Source organism: Helicobacter trogontum (assembly GCF_000765905.2).
In the GTDB taxonomy this organism is placed as follows: domain Bacteria; phylum Campylobacterota; class Campylobacteria; order Campylobacterales; family Helicobacteraceae; genus Helicobacter_A; species Helicobacter_A trogontum.
On sequence record NZ_JRPL02000002.1, the window covers coordinates 76418 to 98945 of the forward strand.

Annotated in this window: 20 protein-coding genes; 3 read left to right on the plus strand and 17 right to left on the minus strand. The window is 33.2% G+C overall.

Translation table 11 applies throughout. The features are described from left to right. Positions 1 to 277: 277 nt before the first annotated feature. Positions 278 to 1045: an ABC transporter ATP-binding protein gene (locus LS81_RS01360; protein ID WP_052096468.1), complete on the plus strand. Its 768-nt coding sequence runs from the start codon at positions 278 to 280 to the stop codon at positions 1043 to 1045. 15 nt (positions 1046 to 1060) lie between these two features. Further along, on the plus strand, positions 1061 to 1798 hold the full coding sequence (locus LS81_RS01365; RefSeq protein ID WP_034344980.1) for a hypothetical protein: 738 nt from the start codon (positions 1061 to 1063) through the stop codon (positions 1796 to 1798). Positions 1799 to 2680: 882 nt separating this feature from the next. Here LS81_RS01365 and LS81_RS01370 read toward each other — a convergent pair. Both LS81_RS01370 and LS81_RS01375 read right to left on the minus strand, forming a co-directional pair. After that, entirely contained in the window at positions 2681 to 4006 is a 1326-nt protein-coding gene (locus tag LS81_RS01370; RefSeq protein ID WP_034344977.1) for a chorismate-binding protein, read from the minus strand. A gap of 5 nt (positions 4007 to 4011) precedes the next feature. Next, positions 4012 to 6390, minus strand: coding sequence for a metallophosphoesterase (locus LS81_RS01375; protein ID WP_034344974.1), 2379 nt, complete (start codon positions 6388 to 6390; stop codon positions 4012 to 4014). A gap of 448 nt (positions 6391 to 6838) precedes the next feature. On the opposite strand from LS81_RS01375, the gene rlmN reads away from it, so the two are divergent. Beyond that, positions 6839 to 7981 (plus strand): dual-specificity RNA methyltransferase RlmN, encoded by a 1143-nt coding sequence (gene rlmN, locus LS81_RS01380; RefSeq protein WP_233715863.1) that lies wholly within the window; start codon positions 6839 to 6841, stop codon positions 7979 to 7981. Positions 7982 to 8346: 365 nt separating this feature from the next. On the opposite strand, the gene LS81_RS01385 is transcribed toward rlmN, so the two are convergent. From LS81_RS01385 to LS81_RS01455, 15 genes are all read right to left on the minus strand, one after another. Continuing rightward, entirely contained in the window at positions 8347 to 9315 is a 969-nt protein-coding gene (locus LS81_RS01385) for a hypothetical protein (protein WP_233715862.1), read from the minus strand. Then, a complete protein-coding gene (locus LS81_RS01390; RefSeq protein WP_034344973.1) occupies positions 9302 to 10588 on the minus strand; it encodes a homoserine dehydrogenase in 1287 nt (428 codons plus the stop codon). Before LS81_RS01390 ends, LS81_RS01385 begins: the two co-directional genes overlap by 14 nt. A 171-nt stretch (positions 10589 to 10759) precedes the next feature. Next, positions 10760 to 11359 (minus strand): GT-D fold domain-containing glycosyltransferase, encoded by a 600-nt coding sequence (locus LS81_RS01395; RefSeq protein WP_034344971.1) that lies wholly within the window; start codon positions 11357 to 11359, stop codon positions 10760 to 10762. Then, positions 11317 to 11664 (minus strand): hypothetical protein, encoded by a 348-nt coding sequence (locus tag LS81_RS01400; RefSeq protein ID WP_034344968.1) that lies wholly within the window; start codon positions 11662 to 11664, stop codon positions 11317 to 11319. The genes LS81_RS01395 and LS81_RS01400 overlap by 43 nt, the downstream gene beginning before the upstream one ends. A 9-nt stretch (positions 11665 to 11673) precedes the next feature. Further along, positions 11674 to 12537: an alpha-1,2-fucosyltransferase gene (locus tag LS81_RS01405; RefSeq protein ID WP_233715861.1), complete on the minus strand. Its 864-nt coding sequence runs from the start codon at positions 12535 to 12537 to the stop codon at positions 11674 to 11676. Between the two features lie 126 nt (positions 12538 to 12663). Next, complete coding sequence (locus LS81_RS01410; protein WP_034344967.1) at positions 12664 to 13806, minus strand: divergent polysaccharide deacetylase family protein; 1143 nt, start codon at positions 13804 to 13806, stop codon at positions 12664 to 12666. A 30-nt stretch (positions 13807 to 13836) separates the two neighbouring features. Then, complete coding sequence (locus LS81_RS01415; protein WP_034318018.1) at positions 13837 to 14376, minus strand: hypothetical protein; 540 nt, start codon at positions 14374 to 14376, stop codon at positions 13837 to 13839. 15 nt (positions 14377 to 14391) lie between these two features. Then, positions 14392 to 14655, minus strand: a complete 264-nt coding sequence (locus tag LS81_RS01420) for an HP0495 family protein (protein ID WP_237022186.1) — start codon at positions 14653 to 14655, stop codon at positions 14392 to 14394. A gap of 164 nt (positions 14656 to 14819) precedes the next feature. After that, a complete protein-coding gene (locus tag LS81_RS01425; protein WP_034318023.1) occupies positions 14820 to 15716 on the minus strand; it encodes a hypothetical protein in 897 nt (298 codons plus the stop codon). Between the two features lie 231 nt (positions 15717 to 15947). Next, positions 15948 to 17597, minus strand: coding sequence for an arginine--tRNA ligase (gene argS / locus LS81_RS01430; protein WP_034346994.1), 1650 nt, complete (start codon positions 17595 to 17597; stop codon positions 15948 to 15950). Between the two features lie 191 nt (positions 17598 to 17788). Next, a complete protein-coding gene (tatA, locus tag LS81_RS01435) occupies positions 17789 to 18064 on the minus strand; it encodes a Sec-independent protein translocase subunit TatA (protein ID WP_162846239.1) in 276 nt (91 codons plus the stop codon). 164 nt (positions 18065 to 18228) lie between these two features. Next, positions 18229 to 18843, minus strand: a complete 615-nt coding sequence (gene gmk / locus LS81_RS01440) for a guanylate kinase (RefSeq protein ID WP_034344962.1) — start codon at positions 18841 to 18843, stop codon at positions 18229 to 18231. 17 nt (positions 18844 to 18860) lie between these two features. Beyond that, on the minus strand, positions 18861 to 20318 hold the full coding sequence (locus tag LS81_RS12295) for a septal ring lytic transglycosylase RlpA family protein (RefSeq protein ID WP_411710167.1): 1458 nt from the start codon (positions 20316 to 20318) through the stop codon (positions 18861 to 18863). Between the two features lie 268 nt (positions 20319 to 20586). Continuing rightward, complete coding sequence (locus LS81_RS01450) at positions 20587 to 21807, minus strand: lytic transglycosylase domain-containing protein (RefSeq protein WP_034344957.1); 1221 nt, start codon at positions 21805 to 21807, stop codon at positions 20587 to 20589. A 27-nt stretch (positions 21808 to 21834) separates the two neighbouring features. Next, the gene (locus LS81_RS01455; protein WP_034344954.1) at positions 21835 to 22392 is read right to left on the minus strand and encodes a hypothetical protein; all 558 of its coding nucleotides are present in this window, start codon (positions 22390 to 22392) and stop codon (positions 21835 to 21837) included. Between the last annotated feature and the right edge of the window lie 136 nt (positions 22393 to 22528).

The following is a 22528-nucleotide window of genomic DNA, read 5'->3' on the forward strand; positions in this document are numbered from 1 at the left end:
AGAAAATATTATTACAACTAAGTTGTGAGAGAGAAAAATATGTATATCCATGTTTCTATTTTATACTTAAATGATGTGTATGTCTATGAAAAGTTACATTATTGTTTTAGATTCTTATGTAGTTATGTGTTGGAATGATCAATGTTATGTATGTTTTAGATATAAGGTTAGAGATGACAATAATTGCAACTCTTGATTCGTATAGCTAATTTAACTCCCTAAAAACATATAAATTTTTGTTATAATCTATATTTCATGATTAGAAAAGGGATTGGACTTGGAGACAGTATTAGAATTACGAGGTGTTAGTAAGCATTACGATGGAATTATTGCTCTTGATAATATCAGTTTTACACTCAATCAAGGCGATGTTTTTGGACTTTTAGGACGAAATGGTGGTGGTAAAACCACAATGCTTAAGATTATTACTTCCATGTTGGCTGATTATACTGGGGATGTGGAATTTTTGGGTTATAACTTAAGGAACAAAAAGAATCTTATATTCTTTAAGCAGCATATAGCTTATTTGCCTGATAGAGATTTCTTATATTCACATATGAATGGCTTGCAAAGCATAGCATTTTTTAACGATTTTTTTAGTGATTTTAATGAAAATAAGGCTTTAGAGATTTTTCAATTGTTAGATGTAGTTCCGATGCAAAAGATTAGCACAATGTCAAAGGGACAAGCGGAAAAGTTGGCACTCTCACTTATGCTTGCTAGAGACGCAAAACTCTATCTTTTTGATGAACCATTAGCTGGTGCTGATGTGATTAGTCGCGATGAGATTTTTAAGCTTATTGCTACATATTGTAAGGGTGGGGCAACCATCATCGCAACACATTTAATCTCTAGTGTAGAAGCCATTGTCACTAAAGCATTATTTTTAAATAAAAAAATTATGGCTTTTGGTAGTAAGGAGGAGTTATTATTTGGGTTTGATGATCTTGAGGATAGCTTTAGATATTATGCAGGTGGTGATACTGTAAAGCCACTGAAGCAAAATAATCTATATGAAGAATCTAATCAAGACTTTGAAAAATAACATGAAAGGAATACCATGCAAATAGCATACCCCACACTAAAAACACATATCACTCATGCTTTAAAGATATGCAAACATGAATTTCTCATGTCTAGAATGTTGCTTATCATTGTATGTATTATTATGGCTATTAATTTACTTATTTTTATAAATGGTAATCCAGATTCTACTACATTCTATATTTTACTAACAATACAGTATTGCGCATTTCTTGTGTGTGGTATTACTTATGTATTGAGTGCAGCCATAAGCTTTTATCAAGGTATTTTTGGTAAGCAAGCCTATTTGACACATGCTCTGCCTGTGAATATTGAGACAATTATTGGAGCAAAAATATTTATTTATTTTTTGTGGTTTTTGGTTATTTTTGCAGCTCTTATATTTACGCTCTATGTAGGCATAAATAGCACATCTTTTACACAAGAGTTGCGGCAATTGTCTGAAGCCAATTGGAGTGATATGTGGAACATCACTGCATTATTTATACTATCTGCCTTACAAGAGATTGTTTTTATATTTATGGTAGTAGCCTTGGTGCATCGTAAGAAAACATATACTTTATTGATTGGTATTTTGACATATTTTGGGATAAAAGTATTGTTGCTCATTTTTTCTGGGATACTATTGAATTTTTTGCCAGATGAAATGATGACAACCGCATCATGGCTATTGCTTTACATTTATGAGATTGCATTGCTTTGTGTATTTTATTTTATATGTCATAGAATCATAAAATATAAGTTGCAACTTTAGATTCTAAGATAAATTGCACACACTAAATAACTTGAATTATTATTTAAAACTTCTAGATTAGGATGTTAGCGTTGAAATTAGCATTCCTAATCATATAGCTTTAACTCTATAAAATTTAGCACAAAAATCTTTATAATATCAGGGTTTTGGTGATATAGCTTTGCTCATAGGTTTTTGTGGAATTTGTTTTAAAATACAAAAAAATGCAAGTAGAAGTTGTCAAAAATTTATAAGATATGAATTTCAAAATGCATTAGATGAGTTTGCTAAGATTAGAAACGAAGTAGCGCATATAAAGATTCTGAGTATAAAGTAGTCTCTAAGAGTGAAAAGTATTGTTTTGAGGTTGAAGATACAAATGTGTTAAAAGGGATTTTAAGAGAGAAGCTAGAAATAAGGAGTAGGCAATAATAAGTCTAAAATCAAATTTTAAGAAATGTCTAAGGTGTGAAAAAATACTTGTTTATGCTCTTAAAAGCGATTGCTTGAATCTTGTAGATTTTGCATGTAAGGAAATGTAGGGGCGGGGATAAAATGAGGTGTTATAGATAGTGTAATGGCATTTATTCTAGGCAGCAAAAAGAGATTCAAGCAAAGCATAAGGCAGCTTATATATAATATGAGTTTTAATACACATTAATAGAGAAGATTGAGTTGTGAGCTTGCACGATTTTAGCATGGTTATTGGGTGAGTTTTGCAACAAGTTTTTTTGTATATCTTTGTTAAGCATAAGAGAAATTGCGAAATCTTTTACATCAAAAAGTTTACATAATGATTATTGAGGTTTGTTGCTAAATTGGCAAACCCAATCTATGATCAATTAATCATGCTTTGTAAAGTGTATGAAATGCGTGTAGTTAGGACTTAAGACCAAAATTATATCAATACCCATCAATTAAGAATTTGCATTTTAGTTGTAATTCGCTAAATTCTCCTTCCACAAGAGACTCCCACACAACACCGCTACCAACCCCATAGCGATAATATGGCTCTTGTGTGTATTTATAAAGTGTGCGGATAGGCACACTCATAATACTTTCTTCTTTGCTAATTACGCCGATAGCACCGCAATACACACCTCTTTTTCGCTGTTCCAATTCACTAATGATTGTTGTGGTTTTATATTTTGGTGCACCTGTAATAGAACCACATGGAAATAATGCTTTTAGAATCTCAATGATTCCATAATGTCTGGGTAACTTTGCTTGTATTGTTGATACCATCTGATGTAATGTAGGATAGGTGTGAATAGCAAAAAGATCTTTTACACGCACACTACCTTGTAGTCCAATACGACTCAAATCATTTCTTAATAAATCAACAATCATGACATTCTCGCTGCGATTTTTAGAATCATAATGCAGAGTTTTGAGGTTATTAAAATCACCTACTTTATCGATGCCTTTTATTTTTGGAATCTTTTTATATTTTTTATAAAGATCTAGGCTTGGCTTTATCCTGCTTTTTGACACATTCTTTTGCCTATTTTTTTCTATAAACGCGCGTTTTGCTGTGCCTTTCATGGGTTGCGTTGTGATGATATGGTTTTTATAATGAAAGAAGAGTTCAGGAGAGAGTGATAGAATCTGTAGATATTTATTTGCAATATAGGCTTTATAAGGTGTGTCTTGACGGCTAGATAGTATTTTGAAGTATGTAAATGGATCTTTTTTTAGTAGTGGTTCTAGCAAGATTTCTTGCGTATAATTGACTTGATAAGTATGTCCATTCTGAATATTATCTTTAATATGTGAAAAGTTTAGTTCATATTGCTTTTTATCAAGAGATCTTGTTATCTTGAAAAGCTTTTCTTTGTTCTTTAAGTATTGTTTTTTGGCGTACTTGTTAGTGGCTTTAAGTTTTTTTCGCTTAAGAAAAAGCTCAAAGTAGAGAAGAGGCTCTTTGTCATGCTGTATTTTAGAATCTTTTTGTTTTTTGGATTGAAGGTTAGAATCTGCATTCATAGATGTATCTTGCTTTGTAGGATGTGCGTTAGAATTCAAATGGAATTCTACATTTTGTAAATTATAATAAGAATCTTGCAGAAGAATTCCACATTCATAAGTTAAATAACCAACATAATAGCCATCTTTTTTCATTTTTGTGTGGTTGTGTATGATACGCAAACACGCTGCAACCTCATCATAGTTAAAGGCTTGCAAGATGCGTTTAGAATGTGTGTAGATATAATCACCAAAAACAAACATGCAATTCACTCGATCGTAAAATAGTATGGAATCTGTGTGGCATTTATATGATTTGTTACTAAATCATGTATAAATGTATTTTGTATCCATGATATTGATATATTTTTCCAGTCATTTTGTGCGGCAAATGCAGAGAGCCAATTCATAAAAGCAAAACGCAATGGAGTCTTCACCCATGATAATGGGGCGATCTCATCGCGTATACGCCATACTTTGATGAGCTCGGCAAGAACCTGCATTTCATGTCTATATAATGTTTGTATTTCATAAAGATTAGCTTCATTATCAACCATACAAAAACCACTAAAAGATACATTAGGAGATATATTTAAAGAGTTGGATTCTAAAATATGTAATTTTAATGGGATAGATTCTAAAACTTTATATTCCATATGTGATGGGGTATTTTCTACATTTTCATATTGCATGTTATAAGTTTTCATGGAGCTGTTATTTTTATCAAAAGTGTTGGAATCTAATTTGGCTTTGTTGGTATGTAATTCTTGTTGTGATAGTGTATTATTTGCTTGAAATGTCTTGTCTGAAGCAATACACATATTGTATTTATTTATAGTTCTTATAAAGGCATGAAGTTCTGCCTCATTATTGATTGTAAACAAGATTTCTTTTGTTTTTATATGTAAGATGTCCGCAATTTTTTCCCTCTCACTTGGTGGTAGGGCTTGTGTATCTGTTTGATTGGGAAATACATCAAGCAGATACACTTCATGTTGATTTGTTTGTATGCAAAGCAAGGAGTATGATTTGTTTTTAAAATACTCTGTAAGTTTTTTTTGTTTTTCTTTGTCTTTTAAAAAAGTTGGCATTTTAGATTCAAGGATAGAATCTTTAAATACGTAAAACCCATTATTGTAAAATGAGATAATAAATTGCTTTCCAAAAAGCTTTTGTGTTATATGTAAAGGAAAACTTATATGTTTTAACACACCTTCTTTACTTGCATTAAAGTGCAGAGTCTTATCTTGATTTAAATGATAGCCCCGTGCCACAAACTGCCACTTTTTTATATCAATAACACAAGGATAAAACGCATGTATAAGTCCTGCTAGATCTTTTGGACGCTTAATTGTAGGATATTCTATGCCTACGAAATCCCCATTATTTTTTAATGTAAATTGCTTGTTGTGTAAAAGATAGTCAAAGAACTTTTGCAATTTTCTTTGTGCCTCTTTTTCTTCTTTAGTAATAAAAATACTATTTTTCAAGCTCTTGTCTATGAAACCATGTTGATTTAATTGCAATATGCGTAAATAACCGCCAAATTCTACTTGAGATTCCAAAATAAAGTTTTTGTCATTAAGCTTTATAGGTAACCCTGTTTTATTGCGATGTCCAAATACTTGATAGAAATTCTCTAGTGTATTCTGTGCAAATGCTTGAGCAATGCTACTTGCATTAAGATAGGAGCCTACACCATGTATACTCTGGGCTGCACTTAGTAAAATCAAATGTTTGGGTATATTTGAGATTCCACCATGAGTACAAATCACTCTTTTATCATGGAATCTATAAAAAAAGTATGGCTTTAATGCGAGATATAGTTTTTTTATATCATTCTTATTTAAACCTTTTTGCTCTAACTCTCTTTGTGTGCTAAAACGAAACTCTTTAGCTTCAACTTCTCTATTGTTAGCCCATTCCCACAGCCATTTCTCATGATTACCTTCAAGCAAACATACATTCTTTTTATCCATAATTTGCAGTAGAAATTGTAATACCTCATAGTTTTGGAATCCTCTATCAATATAGTCGCCAAGAAAAATATAAAATTCATCATTTTTCATTTCTTTAAAATACTGCTTTAACACATGATAAGAGCCATGTATATCACCTATGTGATGGATAATTTTATAGCCATTAAGATTATAAGCTTCTGTATCTAGCATAGTTGCAATTTTATCTGGAGTTATAGTCTTGCATTTAATCGGAATTTCCTCATTCATCATCATATCATAGAGAGTTTTTAGCTCTTCTTCTGTATAGTTATTGTCTTTTTGTGCTTTATTTCTTTCACAAATTGTTTCAAATGGCACTTGAGTGAAATCTACTACAAAGATTTCGTAAGCATAATGTTTTGCCATTCTTTTATAATTACTGCAGTATGATTTTAAGATGTGCAAATCTTCTATGATGATAAATTCACCGCGTTCCATTCGCGATTGCAATGCGGTAAAAAGCATTTGATACGCAAGTTTATCATTTTGTTTTGGTTGTGTAAAATTGCCGAAATCATCAAGCATAGGAGCGTGTAGTAGCGATTGAAAATATTTTGGATTTAATACATAAGATTCTAAGTTATATTGCTGTATCCAAGTGGTTTTTCCGCATAATGGCATACCGCGTGTTAAAAGTAAATACCGCATTATTTCATATCCTTTACTTTGCTATGAAGCAAAAAACAATAAACAATTATAACGAATTTTTAAGATGAGATTCTAAAAATTATTTCACTTTGTCTTATGTGAAAGTTAAGATTTATGCAAGCTAAATCATATAGTTTTTGTTAGGATTTTATTATTTCTGACAACCTTTAGTTTCCTTATTAATTTGTTGTCATAAATAGATGTTTCATGTAAAGTTATCACAATGTAATTTTGTAAAGTTTTTAACAATATTCTTATTCTCCATTTTTAGATTCTAGATTTAATAGCAAGCTTGATTAGATAAAAATAGAGATAGATGTATCGATAATTACATGTAAAATATGATACAATTCGGCTTTATTTGGCAGGGATTAATCGTATTTGCGTAGTGTTTGCAAAAGACATATTAATTCTAGTAGCAATAACAAAACTCCAAATGGATTAAAGTATGACAATACATAAAATCAATAAAGATGATACCAAAATACAAGCTTCTGATACAAAAACCAGTAGAGTAAGCTTACAAGATCGCAATATCTATTCATACCATTTAGATGAACTAGAGCAGTTTGTAACTCCCAAATTCAGAGCAAAGCAAATATATAATTGGCTGTATAAGCATTATGTCATAAATACAGAATCTATGAAAAATATTCCAAAAAATTTGCAGGAGATTTTGCAACAGGCTTTTAGTTTTCCCAATATAACACCTATACGTATAGAAGAAAGCAATGATGGTACAAAAAAATATCTCTTTCAAACAAACGATGGTGCAACATTTGAAAGTGTATTTATTAAAATGCGTGAGAAAGAATATGATGAAAATAACCGCGTGAAAAAGGGAGAAAAATATACTTTTTGCGTATCATCACAGGTTGGTTGTCGTGTTGGTTGTGTGTTTTGTTCTACTGCAAAAGGGGGCTTTGTTCGCAATTTAAGTGCAGGTGAGATTGTGGAACAAGTAGTAGCGCTTAAGCGTGACAATAATCTAGATGCACACAAAAGCATAAATATTGTTTTTATGGGCATGGGAGAACCGCTAGATAATCTTAATAATGTAGCAAAGGCGATAAAAATCCTAAGTCATGAAGAGGGGCTTTGTATTGCTACTCGTAGACAAACCATCTCTACAAGTGGTATTGCTCCACAAATAGAAAGGCTTGGTGCTATGAAGCTTGGTGTGCAAATTGCTCTTTCATTGCATGCAGTAGATGATGCCTTGCGTAGTCGTCTTATACCTATGAATAAAGTGTATAATATTGAGCGAGTATTGGAGGCTTTAAGAAATTTTCCACTTGATACACGGAAGCGTATTTTGTTTGAATATTTAGTGATCAAGGATATAAATGATGATTTAGGAAGTGCAAAAAAGCTTGTTAAACTTTTACATGGATTTCGAGCAAAAGTAAATCTTATCCCATTTAATCCACATGCAGAAAGTGAGTTTCAACGTCCATGTCCTGAGAGGATGCAAAACTTTGCTGATTATCTTTATAAAAAAGGTATTGTAGCAACAATACGAGAATCTAAGGGTATTGATATTAGTGCTGCATGTGGGCAATTAAGAGCAAAGCAAATAAAAATGCAATGAAGCTTTGAAATTTATGTGCATCTTGCTAAAACTTATTAGATTAATTTAAGTCTTTTGAGTGGATATGAAGGTTTACATATATCTTTAGAGCTTAGATTGGTATGATTTTCCAATGAGTTTTATTCTTGAAAAACATTAAAACTTGTATTTTATATATCTTGGTATATCTAGTTGGGATCAAAGGAGTTTAACTTGAATAGATGTTAGATTATATGTTCAACAATTCTGCTAAATCTAGAATCTAGTGATTGCATCATGCACATGCTAACTCCACCTATTCAAGGTTTAGAATTTAATTTAGGTATTTCATAAGTTGTGATAAGTTCTGATTTTTATATATTCTTGCTGTATTGTGAATAAGATTTTTAAGGATATAGTTTTTGCTCATGTTGTAAGATTTTGATTGCTCGTGAATCATGCATATATTTATCCCATAATGTTTTTCGCTCTTCTGAGAGATTATCGCAAAATTTTTGATCCAATGGTAGAATATTTCTTGCCACCTTCCTTTCTGCTTGTGTAAGGTTTGGGATATAGCCATGAAATCTCGCACAAGCACAACTTTTTGCAACAAATTCAACTAGATCATTGGGATATGAAAATGCACTTAATCGTTCTTCTTGCGGTTTTACTTTCACGCCATTAGAATCTTGTATAAAGATTGTTCGGTATGTGTAAATATAGGGCTTACATATTTCTTCTTTAGGAGTTAGTGTAATTTCTAAAGATTGTGTATTATTCCATGTAAATTTTAACGTTTGAAATGGAGTTACTTTGTTGTATTGAGCTTGCAAATCGATGCTTGTTGTAAGCATGTCTTTGAGCACATAATCGTAGTCCTTTATAATATCAAAATATGTAAAGATCTCAGTCTTTTTATCCATAATGATCGTATAGAATGCTTCTTGTATTTGCATATTTGGATAAAAATATACATCTTTTATCTTTAGTGCGCTGCAGTCTGGAAGTATGCACGAAAAAGATTTTAGAATCTGCATAACATTATCATCATATTTATATGTGTCTCGCAGCTTTACAAAGGTTTTATCTATAATTTTTGCTTCTTTTATAGAGCCTTCTTTACCTTTAATTTGTCGTTGCAAATAGGCATTATAAAGCTTTGTGTAATCGCCTACTTCTTTTGGAATCTCTTTTAACACTATGGTTGTATTGGAATTTGGCGCTTCACTATCATATGCTAAATTATCTTGATTGAAAGCACTATGTTGCTTAAATGTTTCATCTGAATCTCCTGCATTGCCATCGCAGCCATCTAAAAAGAGAAGAAATAAGAATAATAAGCAGATGCGTAGCATAATATCATAACGATTCAATTCTTATCATATAGGGCTTTTTACTAACTTCTTTAAGCTTCTCTAATGATTCTAAAGCTTTTTTTATTTGCACTTCAGCACACATGTGTGTGGCAAGTAAAAGCAGTGCAGAATGTGTATCAAGATCTTTTGGTTTTCTTTGAATAAGTGATTGTATAGAGATATTATGTGCTGCTAATATATTTGCAATATGTGCCAATACGCCTGGCTTATCATCAACTTGCAAACGAACATAGTAACGACTTATAATTTTATCCTTTGGTAAAAGCACCATATTTTGCTCTAAACCATGCTGAAAATCTGCGACATAACCTAACATAGGTGCGGTTTTACTACGCACAATTTCTATAATATCGCTTACAACCGAGCTTGCTGTCTCATTTCCACCAGCACCAGCACCATAATATACACTCTCACCAACTTTATCACCTATGACACTAATAGCATTCATTGCGCCATCTGTTTTTGCAAGCATAGAATCTTTTGGAATCATGCACAGATGTACGCGTAATTCAAGCGCATTGTCCTGTTTTTTGGCAATGCCTAATAACTTTATGCTGTAGTCATGTTCATATGCAAAACGGATATCTTCAAGGCTAATATTCTCAATGCCCTCAACGATGATGTCCTCAATTTTTGCATGTATGCCATAGGCAAGTGAGGCAAGTATCAAAAGCTTATGTGCACTATCACTACCATTAATATCAAGCGTAGGATCAGCCTCTGCGTAGCCTAGCTTTTGTGCTTGTTTTAAAGCGGTAGTAAAATCTGTATTATTGTTACTCATTTGTGTTAAGATGTAATTGCTTGTACCATTCATAATGCCGCGAATGCTTAAAATATGATTTGCACATAAACCATCACGTAAAGCCTTGATAATAGGTATACCACCGCATACACTCGCCTCAAAACCAATGGAAGATCCAGACATTTTTGATTCTAACTCATGCCTATGATATGCAAGCATAGCTTTATTTGCTGTAACAAAAGACTTTTTGTTGGCTAATGCTCTAAGAGCAATTTTGTAAGGCAGGTCTATGCCGCCCATAAGTTCTACAACAATATCAATTTCAGGATCCTCTAGTGCATCGTCGATATTTGTGCTTAATGGAATACTGACATTTTTATTATGAATATTGCGCGCGATACCAATTTTTGGCACAATCAACGCTCCAGTGCGTGCCTGTATGATGTCTTTATTTTGTTGCAAGATTTCAATAACACTACTTCCCACAACACCAACGCCAATAACTGCTACATTTATAGTTTTCATAATATACCTTAATATATGCTTTTATCTTTGGCAATATTATAACAATAAAATAACGATTTAAGAAAATTAGGGATATAACATGCCAGGTTTTACAGGCGAATTAGACTGCATTGGATTGAAGATTGCAATTACATGCACATAAGTCGACATAATTGGGGTGCTGCTTCTATATTATGCATCAGGGGCAAAGAAGTCCTTTATTGCTTCATCGGTCATATGAATCCCACGCATGTATGAATCATAATCTTTGATGGCGTGCCCTATATCTAGTACTCTAAAACCTTTTAGAAACATCTCATAGGCAAGTACTTTTCCTGCTGGACCAAGCGCAAATAGTAATGTCTCATCTCCGCTCACCTTATCACCAAGCTCTTTTCTTAGCCTATCGATACTGTTATAGGCGTGCTTTGTGGGACCGTAAATGTATTCAACCTGAGCTTCTTCTAGGATATTAAATTTTATGTTTGAAAAGACCTTGTCACCGCAAACAAGCACCAATTTCTTATTGGCAAATATCTGTTTAAACATTGCGTAGTGCTGCTTAAAATCATCATTGTTATCTGAATTCCAAGCATACAATTGTGAAATGCCGCCACATGCGTATTCTTTTGATGGTATCGTATGCTTCATGATGAGTTCATAATTTTCAACTACCCAAGAATAATCATATTCTTTTGCAATGTTGTTGGCATCTGGAGAGGGCGAATGAAAATGTCCGCCGCTAAGCCCTATAAGCAAATCATTGTGATTATATAAAATAATCTCTGACAATTTATTGGCCAATTCTTCATTGTATTCTTGAAATGGAATTCCATTCCCCCCATAATAATATATTCTCCATCCCCAAAACGAATAATACTTTTGTTTGTACCTACTAACTCTTTCATTGTTTCAACGACACCTTTTACTCGCGGTGGCTTTAGTATGTCAAAGTCATTTTTGATTTCATTGCGAATCTTGGCTGCAAAATTATATCTATGTTTTATGTATGTTAATGAATTATTGTTTAAGTCCTTTAGATTATATCTTGCAAGATAAATAATATTTCGCAAAAACCGTATTAAAGAGTATTTCATTACTTTCCTTTATTTCGAAGAAATTTTTATCCAATCAGTACAAATAATACTGTCATTATCTAAAAGCCAGGGTGTCGGAGCTATGACAATATTATTTACTTCATCGCTTAAATATGCACTCCAAAAACTGTATGAACTGTTCGCAAGTATTGCATGTTTACAATAACGCATGAGAAACATATCCTCATGCTGATTATTTTGAGTGATTGTCTTTTCACTTAGATTGAGTGAATTATTTTTATTTAATCCCATATCTCTTTGAAATTGGTCGATAAAGGCAATGTCGGTTGCACCAAAAATAAAAAACATTGGATCATGCACACGTTTTACAATGCACTGTATTGCCCTTTTGTAATAGTTCATATGGAGCTCCCAACCCAACTTGCAATAATCGCCTCTGCGAATATGAATAAAAACACTATTTTTCACTTGCAACAACTTCTCTAATCGTTGTTTGCCAGAATCGCTGAAACTATTAATATCAAAATAAAAAGCTCTCTTTAGTTCAGGTTTGAGGTCTGCTAGGTATTTTGAGTTTTGAAAAAATCCACTAAAATATGTGAAATCATTTGGCAAAAGATACTCATTATGGTAATCAAAGGCCTGACTATATGCAATATTATGTTTTTTCAGCCCAAATATCTTTCTTAAAAAACCTGGCAAATTTGTAATTCTAGCCTTTGCTCTTTCTATTTGTTCATCTGTGGCATATTCTAAATCAATATTGAAAATATCTAGACCAAATTGTGTGTGCCTATCCTGTGTGTCATACCAAGTCTTATCAAGTAGAATTGGCATCTTGAGGTGCTTTTGCAAGGCTTTTGCAAGGCTTTTGCAAAAGCATATTGAAACATTTGGTTGCCCAGTCCGCATGTAAGTTCCACAATCTTATAATCAAGCATCAATACTCCTACATAAAATTGTTTATCGATACTAATCTCAATTAAACAATATTACATGATATCACAAAATCTAGTATACTATAGAAATAAGAAAATATTATTGTTTTAATAGGGGTAATGGAGTTTTTGTATCGCTTATTCCATGTTGTTGCAGTAACAAATCAAGCTCATTTACATAAAGCATCTCATAATCCCTTAAAAGTATCTCTTTGTATTCTTTTAAGACTTGATAGGTTGCTTGTTTTGGATGTCCTATCGCTATGACATAGCCCTGTTTGTCTGCTATTCTTAAAGCCTTGTTAAGTTGCTTTCTAATCGCAGAAGTATTGACTTCATTATCTAAGAATACATTGCGTGCAAGATGGATTTTATTTTGTTTTTTCAAAAGTTTCCCTACAACGCTTTTTGAAGTTGTTAGAGAATCTACAAAAATAATACCATGTCGAGTAAGCACTTGTAATAACTCTTGCATGTCTTTTATGCTTTCTGTGTAGCGACTACCTGTATGATTATTAATGTAGGTTAATTTTGGAAAATCTTTCTTAATTTGTGTAATATAGGATTCTATTGTTTGAGGGCTATCACCTACATGCAAAGTGGTAACACCTTGTTGTTCAAAGTTATGTGCTTCAAGTGGTAAATGTATCATGTAAAAATCAAGCGTTTTTGCAACGTCTGGGTTATCTTTGCTAAAAAAATGCTTTGGAAGGAGTGATGGTGTTAATCTTAAGTGTAGAGATTCAAAGAGTTTTATATCTTTCTTGGTGGCTAGATCGTCGATAATTATTACAACCTTTGGCTTTTTGTAATATCTTTGTGGATTTTTGATATATATTGGGCTTTTATCTCTATTTTTTGTGGAGTTGAGGTGTTTGTCATTTTGTATTGCAAAATCTTGTGCTTCATTCGATTCTCTTGCATCTTGCATAATCAAACTTGTATCGATTAGAGCCGCATGATCTTTTTTGCTAGAATCTATTGAATCTATTTTGACCGCAGCCTTAGGAATTTTATTGTCTATTGCAGATTCTACAACATGCATCTGGATAGAGATTGGTGCTTTTTCATTAATTTTTAAATGCTCCATATCTTTTAAATCTAGAGATAGTGGATCAATTGGTTTGCTTTTAGAGTCTTTTTTCATGTAATACCAGGAAAACGAAAGAAGTGCAAGTGTTGTAACAATAAAGACAAAAAGTATGACAACAAATTGTTTCTTGTAAAATTGTGTATCACTCATAGAACGAGCCTCTTTTGACTACGACTAGCTTTATTGTGGCTGCTTATCATTTTGCTGCTTTGTCAACCTTAACTCTGTTACACCCCTTTTATATATGATGATAATGCGTGCAAAAAAAGCAATCAATAATGTAATAAGCAATAAATTTAAAATAAGCTCACTTTGATTTATAAAAGATTCTGAATCTGGACTTGCCATAACTTTAGGTTCTTCATTAAAAATCTTTGCAATATTTGGTGCATAAAATAAACCAAACAAAAACATAAGAATAGCATTTAGCATATTGCATGCCCACACAAAAAAGGTGCTTTTTTGGAATCTATAACTCATTGTTTCATAAAATAGTATGAAAATAGCAGATCCAATAAGGATATGCCCAACCTGTAGAAGTATTGGTGCTAGAATAATACCTTGATCATATTTTGTGATAAGTGTAGTGCTGAAATCATTGTTTCTAAACACCACATCTATGCTCATAATAATAGATTCTGAGATATTTGTAACAATAATGCTGCCAATGCAAACACCAATAAGAAGCAGATATAAACCAGCCAATATTTTTGCAATCATATGAATCCTAATGCCCTAAATAACCATAATAATGCCATGTTGCTTTGTTAAGCCATCAAAATAAGCAAGTCTTTCTGAATCATCTCTTACTTCAATGGAACAATTGAGTGCAACATACTTGCCATGACTTGAGACATGCTCCATTGGGGCAATATCTGCCTTACCATCAAATACTTTTGTAATTGCCTCCAATACAACCTCTTTGCTAAATCCTATAACGCGATAACGCCATATACATGGATAGTTAATTTGTGGTTTCATATCAATATCTATTGGCATATGATGATGCATAGTTTCTTTCCTTGAATCTTTAGTTATAAATCTATTCTTTCATATTTATCAAAATCTTTTATACATTAAAAAGTCATAAAAATGCTAAGATCATCGCATTGATTCTTAATATAACCTGCAGAATCTAGCTATATAAATTTTCTGTGCGAACATTATCTGCGTTTAATAATGGGTGCACCCACTTCATCCACCTCTTGCGTATTTTTAGAGGCTTTATTCATCTCATCGCAAGCTACTTGTAAGCCTAACTTACATGATTTTTGATAGAAATTTTTTGCTAAACTTTTATTATTTTCATATTTATCAAACCAATATGCAACATAACGGCATGACATAGCTTCATTCAATGCACAAGAGCGTTTAAAATAATCTATAGTCTGAGGTGATTGCATGGGTAGTCTTACAAAAGGCGCGATAGCATAACCTAGATCAAGCCCCTTTGTTACAAAATAATCAACATCGGCGTAATGATCTATTATGCGCAACATACGAGCGTGAAAAAAGCAAGAGGTTGCATCATCTTTTTCGCATTCTTTCTTTGTAAGGTTTAATGCTTTATCCACAATTATTTCATCATTATGGTTTTTTAAGGATGGAGCAATGAATTGCTTTAAAAATTCATTGTTATCATCTAGTGCCTCAAATGCAAAGAATAGATTTACGCAACCTAAACTCTCACCTTTTTTACACGCCTTTGCATTCTTTGCAATGCTCTCTGTAAGTTGTTTTGCAAAATCTATACTATCATAATTGCTTAATGCTCTTTCTTCTCCAACATAATAGGCATTCAAACATTCAATAACTGATCCAAGCTTACACTCCTTATAATGGAGTCCATAGGCCTTGTCGTACTCTTCATCTGCTATGGCAATATTTGCATAATAACCTGGTGTCATGCCATGTAATTTATTCATATTCGCATGTAAGGCAGCGATCTCTTCTACTGCATCTTCTTTATCGCTGTCGTTATCCACGCTAGACTTCCCAGCACAAGCAACCAAAAGCAATGCGATTAAGACAGCAAAGATAGTAACATTTATCCTTTTCATATATTCCTCGCCTATTATATTTGGAATCCAAAGTATAACTAAAAAACGTTATTTTTAGACATAAAGAGGGTAATATTTTGGTTTATTAAGTCATCTTAAGTTTAAAAATAGTAATGAAATATAGTTGTGTCCTTAGAGTACGGAATGATATAGATTTAGTAGTTTTTATTACAATAACACACGTATTATTGTAACTTTGAGCTAATTAAAATTTATTTCTATTATTTTGTCTTACATCTTGGTCTTAATATCTATGCCTAGCATATTAAATCCTGTCGTAAGACTTAGAGATACAAGTAGGAATATTTTTAGAATCTGTGCTTCATTTTGAGTTTGTAAGATTCTGTGTGCATTATAGAATGTATGCAGGGATTTTGCGAGATTTTTTAGATATTCACACAATTTTTGTAATGCTCTCTCTTCATAACTTTGATGCAGTACATGGAATAACCCAAGACTTTGCAATATAAGCTGCATACTATCTTGCCCCAAAGCATCTTCATTGCATAACAAATGCACTACATTGGCTTGATATATATCATCAAGAGATACACTAGATTTTTCTAATAAAGTATGGATTCTAGCATTCGCATAATTGATATAAAACACGGGATTAGAGGAATCCTCTTTATTTAAATCTTGCACATCAAATTCTAAATGAGTATCAAGGCTCTTGCTTAAAAAAACAAACTTCAAACTATCAGCACCAATATCATTTACTACATCTTGAATGAGGATGAAGTTCCCAGCTCTTTTGCTCATTTTATAGGGTTGACCATCTTTTAAAAGGCTTACCATTTGTGCAAGTAATACCTCTAAGTTGTTGGAATTAAAGCCTAAGAAATCAATACTTGCCTTAATACGTGCTATATAACCATGGTGATCTGCACCCCAAATATTAATATAATGATCATAGTTTCTGTCAAATTTGTCTTTGTGATAAATAATATCACCTGCCATATAGGTTGGCATACCATTATCACGCACTAAGACTCTATCTTTTTCATCACCTTTAAGGCTTGATTGTAGCCATATTGCTCCATCCTGGTGTAAAAGGGCATTATGTGCATCCAATGTTTTTAGAGTATCATCAAATCGTGCGTATAATTCTTTCTCACTTACAAAATAATCAAAGTCAATAGAGAGTGAAGAAAGATTTTGTTTGATTATTCCCAACATCATGTCTTTTGCATATATCCCAATTTCTTGTAAAATGTCGGTTTTGCCTAGAGAACTTTTGTTTGGTCTACTTGCTGTGTAAAAAAAATCTTTGCCAAAATGCTGAATTGCTGCCTGTGCTACAGAATCAATATAATCCCCTCTATAAACTTCACCATCAAGAGTTTCTAATTCTAGAATCCTTGCCACGCTATTATATACAGAGCGAGCTAACATATCTATTTGGCTACCTGCATCATTGACATAGTACTCGCCTTTTATGTCATAGCCTAGTCGTTTTCCAATTCGCTGTAACACGCTTCCAAATATCGCACCCCGAGCGTGTCCTATATGTAAAGGTCCTGTTGGATTTGCACTTACATACTCAAGTAGAACTTTCGTATTTTTGCATTCCCCTTTTGCAAAATCTTTTGGTGATGATAATGCTACTTCTAGCATATACTCAAGAAAACTAGGCGTAAGAGATAGATTCAGATAACCATTTACTGCTTGGATGGATGAAAACATGCGATTAAAAGGCTTATCTTTGTTGGAATCTAAGTCATATTGCGTAAAGAAGTCTTGCAAACTTTGTGCTAACACCTTTGGGTTTGTGCGTAAAACTTTTGTTAGTGTAAAGCAGAGTGGGGTCGCAAAGTGTCCATGTCGTTTATCTCTTGGATGTTCTAATGTGATTGCAAGAGATACAGATTTTGTTTGCATATCATTGGAATCTGTCTTAGGACTAGACGCACAAGCTGCCTTATCTGATCCTAAATCGTGTTTTGAGATGTTGCCACCTCTTTGGTTTGAAATATTGCTAGGAGTTTGCTGTATGATAATGTCTGTGCGACCTATTGATGATAAATAGGCGTTTGTAGCATGTGCAAGAAAGTCTTTTACCTTATAATACATTATATTTTCTCGGTTTGTTTTTGTTGAATGTTTGAGTTAGATTCTATAACTTGTGCTTCAATCACCTCTGGCTTCTTTTCATTCTTTTGCTGCTGCTGTGCTTGGGTAGCAGTTTGTTCTACTTTTTTCTCGTCATCATCGTCCTCTAATTCTTTTTTAAAGGTTTTAATGCCGCTACCAAGACCTTTTGCTAATTCTGGAATCTTTTTTGCACCAAACAACAACACAATCACAAGCAATACTACAAGCCAATGCCATATACTCATGCTTCCCATTATATACCTCCCTAGATATTTATTTTTTGCATATCTTGATCAAAGAAATTAACAACAACACAATCACAAGCAATATTGCAAGCTAATACCATATGCTCATACTTTCCATTTGTGCCTCCTATGTTCTTAACTTCTGCATCACACTTGAACTAAAAACTTATTTGTCACAAGGCATATTGTGCCAACAAAGTCCGCATCTTTGTCTCATGATTTACAAACATAAGACTTTTAGCGATATGTAAAATAGCTTGTTTAGAGCTTGTCATATTATCATTAATTAGCAAATAATCAAACGCATTTGCATATTTTAACTCTTCTTTTGCATTAGAAAGCCGCTTTTGTATCGTTTCCTTGCTGTCAGTTCCTCTGCTGCAAAGCCGTTCTTCTAAAACTTGTAAATTTTTTGGCACAATAAATACAGATTTTGCAAGTGGATAGTGTTTTTTAATGCTATTATGACCTCTTACATCGACATCAAAGAGGATAAACTTTTTCTCTTGTATAGCCTGTGTTATTGGCTTTATACTCGTGCCATAAAAGTTGTCATGCACTTCTTCGTGTTCTAGAAATTCACCATTCTTAATACCTTCCTTAAAAGCCTCTTTTGTGGTAAAAAAATACTCTCTGCCATGCAGTTCATGTTCTCTTGGACTTCGAGTGGTGGTTGAGATGGAGAAATAAAAGTTTGCTATATTCTCTTGTAAAACTTGTGTTAACGTGCTTTTCCCAGCTCCAGATGGTCCAGATATAATCAGCATATTGTAGAAAACATTATTCACCTAAATCCCCTTTAAATTTATTTAATCTCTTGTGTGACATAGCCTTTTATATCATGTCTTGCTATAAATGATTTTGCTTCATCATAAGTCTCAAACCCACGTAAGGCGACGCGATAACCCTTGTCTGTTAGCACAATATCGATTGAATAATTCGTATCTTTTATGATATTAAGATTGTCATTTTTAAATGATTTAGCTCGATTTTCATCGCTAAATACATTCAGTGAGATCATAAAATTACCTTTTTTAGCATGATTGGAATCTGTCATCTTGGAATCTTTGTCATTATGATTTTGAGAATCCACGTTTTCTATTTTAGTAGTCATTGTTGTTTCTTGTTGTTTGTTGAGTGCGTCTTCTTTTACTTGGTCTTTTAGTTCATTTCGTGCATTTCTAGCAAGATTCTCTGTAGAATCTTTAAGTCTTTGCATAGCATCATCTATATCTTTTATAGATTCGGTGTTATCAATATACTTTGGTGTAATGTTTGAAGTGGCAGGCTCTGGTGTTGTTGGTTTTTCTGGTTGTGTTTTTGTCTGTATTTCTTTTGTCTCATCCTTTGTTTCTTCATCAAAATCTGGCAATTCTTCTTCACTGATGACAAGCGGTGTGGAATCTACTGCTTTACTCTTACTATTTGGGTTGTTTGTGAGTGTATTGTGTGAAATCTTATCTTGTGTTTTAGAATCTTGTATAGATGCTATGTTTGTGTTGTTGTGAGTTTGTTTGGTTTGTATATTGTTTGATTGATTTATAGACGCAGAATCTTTGCCTAGCGTGTCTTCTGTGCGTGTTACTTGCGTCTCTTTTTTTGGTTTTAAGATTGTATTTTGTGGTTGCTGTGTAGTCTGTTCTTCTTTTTGTGTATGCGGGTTAGCTACAGTGCTTTTTGTCTGCTTTTGTGTGACTTGTTGCGATATTGTTTGAGATGTGGAATCTTTTGGCGGAGTATTATTGACTAAATCTCCACCAAAACCAACTACTTCAATCCGCACGTTTGCAATACCTTTGCTAACCATTGCAATATCATGTGCTGCAACATTTGATAAATCAATAATGCGTCCCTCAACAAATGGTCCCCTATCATTGATTCTCACTACAGTACTTTTACCATTGTCTTTATTATATACTTTAACGATTGTATTCATAGGGAAAGTCTTGTGAGCTGCTGTATGTGCATGCATATTGTAAGTTTCACCATTAGAAGTAGCTTTAGCATGAAAATCTGGTCCATACCAACTTGCAATACCATCAAATGTATCACCGACTTTTACAGGATGTGGGCGATAGGTTTTACCACGCACGGTATAAGGACGCATAGTGGCTCTTTGTATAGCCTCACTTTCTCGCATTCCACCTAATAGTGATTGTGTAGGAGTAAAACTCCCATCGCCTTTTACAGGAGACTCATAGGTTACATTAGCTTGACTTTTTTGCGTATATTGTGTGGTTTTGGGATTTTTTTTATTTGCAATATATTGTTGTGTTGATCTATTATTTTGTGGTGTCTGTCTAATATTATCTCGATCATTTGCAACAAGGGCACTGCCAAAGCTTGATTGTGTGGGCTGTGTGTAGTCTTGTCTGTATTTGATGGTATTGCTATTGTAGGCATCTGTAGATTCATAACTGCGTAACGCACCGCTTCCACCATTATATTTGCTTTCTGGTGCACATGCATTAAATAAAAGAGTGCCGCCTAGTATTATTGTTGTACAAATATGTTTATATGAAAAAAACAATTTAGCTCCTAGTGATTTTTTTGGTTGCAATCTGTCTTGTATTTGCAGCTGTTGTGCTCCCTCTTTTTATGTTTTGTTGCATAGGAAGTTTTAATGCTTGATTGACCATAAGCGTATTTGATTTTAGTCCATTTAATCGTTTGATTTTATCGATACTTGTGTTATGCTTTCTTGCAATACTCGAGAGGTTATCACCCTTTTGTACCCTATATACCATAAAATGTGGACGCGTGTCAAGTGCATTTTTAAAATGCTGCTTAAAATAACTTAATTTATCATAGGGAAGATATACTTGATATTCCTTTTGTGCAAAAGGTACAAAATCATATTTAAAATGGCGATTATAATGACGTAGATCATCAAGCTTCATATTTGCCCCTTTTGCAATATTGGCAAGTGAGTTCCCAGCCTTCACATTAACTATTACAAGAGAATCTCCTGCGCCACGATTAAGCATATACTCTTTATCAGCTTGTTTTAGTTCATGTGCATTTGAGAATGCAAGGGACATTGACATAATTTTGCGCAAATAATTCCTTGTTTCAAGTGGCAAGTATCGTCCTTCTTCATCAAGCAATATTTCTATGCTGTCGCTTTCTGCTTCTTTTATTGCACGATTTAAGCGCCCTAAACCACAATTGTATGCCATTGCAGCAAGATACCATTTCCCTGTTGCTTTGTAGAGGGATTGTAAGTATTTTATGGCAGCTTGTGTACTTTTTATAGGATCTTGCCTTTCGTCTATGTAATCATCTATGACTAGTCCTAGCTCCTTTGCTGTGGCAGGCATAAGCTGCCATATACCAGCAGCTTTTTTAGAGCTTAGAGCCTGCGATTGAAATTCAGATTCTGCCATAGCAAGAAATAAGAATTCTTGTGGTACATCTGCATCAGCCAACATTTTGCGTAAAATAGGGATAAATGCATATCCTTTATCAAACTGGCGTGTGAGATATTTCCATTTTGTTGTATCTACATCAATTAATCGCCCTTCAGATTCTAAGGTTGCGATGTACTCAATGGGTATGTTGAATGCATTAAGTGTTGTTGTATCAAAGCGATTAAAATACTTGTTTGTATTTGGCGTATGCATACTATACTCTAAAAAATCAATGCTATCAGGTTCTGTAGAATCTAAATCTATAGAATCTGCAAACATTTGTGTTCCACAAATCTGTATTGTTAAAACGGAAATACCACAAGCAAGAATAAATTTTTTCATTATACATTCCTTCTAGATTCTATTTTTTCACACAAAAAAGGTGGCTATAAAACACACAAATGGTAATGTTAAGCAAAAAACCACAAAAAGCAAAGGCAAAATCTTTTGCATAGAGCGAAAAAAAGTGAGAATGAACACAAAAAGAGAATAGATTAACCCGCTTGTATGGGCAAAGAGAAAATATTTGCGTATAAAATCTTGAACAGATCCGCCTAATTCTTGAGCAACGTCTGTTGTGATAAAACCCTCAAGATTAAGAAAAGCCTCTATGTCTGCAAGCAAAACATCAAGTTCTACACCTTCTACCTTAATGATAGATAGAAAAAAGAGCAAAGAATAGGTAAAACATGCTATAAGCCACACATAACCTATGAGCATTGCTGTTTTAGCAAATTGTCCTTTTTTTGTGAGAAGCATAATTCCAGCTACAATCCCAAGAGAAGAAAGCCAACTAGGGATATTTGGGATATTATAAGCTTTCCAAAAAATAAGAGCAAAAAAAACAAGCACAAAGCCTATAAATAAGCAAACTCGTTGGAATCCAAAAAATTGTTGTTCTTTATAGTTTAATGTGAAATCAAACATGATGCCCCTTATATTCCTTTTGCGAAAATGTAAAGCATGCAAAAATAATTCCCTCAATACCCCATTTTCAAAAAAATAAATCGAAATTCTACAATATATAGGCTAATAATTACCAATATTTGTTTTGAAAATGCTA